We start from the raw sequence: 920 nt of genomic DNA, 5'->3' as shown, positions 1-920 counted from the left end.
GTATAGCGGCCGGCAGCCAGGAGTCCTACGACCTCGACGTCGAGTGGGCCACCCGGGTCACCTGGAGCGGCGAGTACGTGCACGCGGCGCCCTGGTCGGTCGGCTCCCAGGGGGTGGAGAACGTCAGCCACGGCTGTACCGGCATGAGCACCGAGAACGCCCACTGGTTCTACCAGAACACCAGGGTGGGGGACCTGGTGACGGTGGTGAACAGCCGCGGCAAGAGCATGGAGCCGTTCGGCAACGGTTTCGGGGACTGGAACATCGGCTGGGGCGAGTGGGTCGGGCACAGCGCCCTCGGGCAGCCCGTCAGCACCACCACGCCGGCCACCAGGGCCCCCGCCGGCGGGATGATCGCCCCGCAGCTCTGAGGACCGGCCCCGAGGGCCCTCAGGGCCCCTGCAGGCCCTCGGTGGCGCCCTCCTCCCGGTAGGCCAGGCGCAGCGCGTTGTCGGCGGCGGCCAGGGCGTCCGCCGCCGGCAGCCCGAGCCGCCGCACCCGCTCGGCGTACTCCGCGGCGGCCGCGGCGGCCAGCCGGTGCGCGGAGTCGCCGACGGCGGCGATCAGGGTGCCGCGCCGGCCGTGCGTCTCCACCACCCCGTCCGCCTCCAGCTCCCGGTAGGCGCGGGCGACCGTCCCGGCGGCCAGCCCGAGCTGCTCGGCCAGCGCGCGGACGGTGGGCAGCCGCAGTCCGGTCACCAGTTCGCCGGTCCGGGCCTGTTCGGCGATCTGGGCCCGGATCTGCTCGTACGGGGGAGTGCCGGCCGCGGGGTCGACGGACAGCTGCACAGGAGGCTCCTGACGTTCGGCGGGGGCATCGCGGGGCGCCCCCGGGGACGGGAAAGCCCGAGGGCCGCCGACCAGAAGAACTCTGGTCAGCGGCCCTCGGGGTGCGACGCGGGGTGCGTACGGGATCAGTG

At 75.1% G+C, this 920-nt stretch carries 2 protein-coding genes; one reads left to right on the top strand and one right to left on the bottom strand.

The features are described 5' to 3' along the window. A partial coding sequence (locus tag BI06_RS28400) for a L,D-transpeptidase (RefSeq protein WP_043472423.1) occupies positions 1 to 371 on the top strand: 371 nt, incomplete at its 5' end. Between the two features lie 19 nt (positions 372 to 390). Here the strand turns inward: BI06_RS28400 and BI06_RS54800 are convergent. After that, a complete protein-coding gene (locus BI06_RS54800) occupies positions 391 to 789 on the bottom strand; it encodes a GntR family transcriptional regulator (protein WP_043472420.1) in 399 nt (132 codons plus the stop codon). Positions 790 to 920 lie beyond the last annotated feature (131 nt).

It is taken from the genome of Kitasatospora sp. MBT66 (genome assembly GCF_000710405.2).
Taxonomy (GTDB): domain Bacteria; phylum Actinomycetota; class Actinomycetes; order Streptomycetales; family Streptomycetaceae; genus Kitasatospora; species Kitasatospora purpeofusca.
Note: the sequence above shows the minus strand (reverse complement) of the source record. Positions and strands in the feature narration are given on the sequence as shown.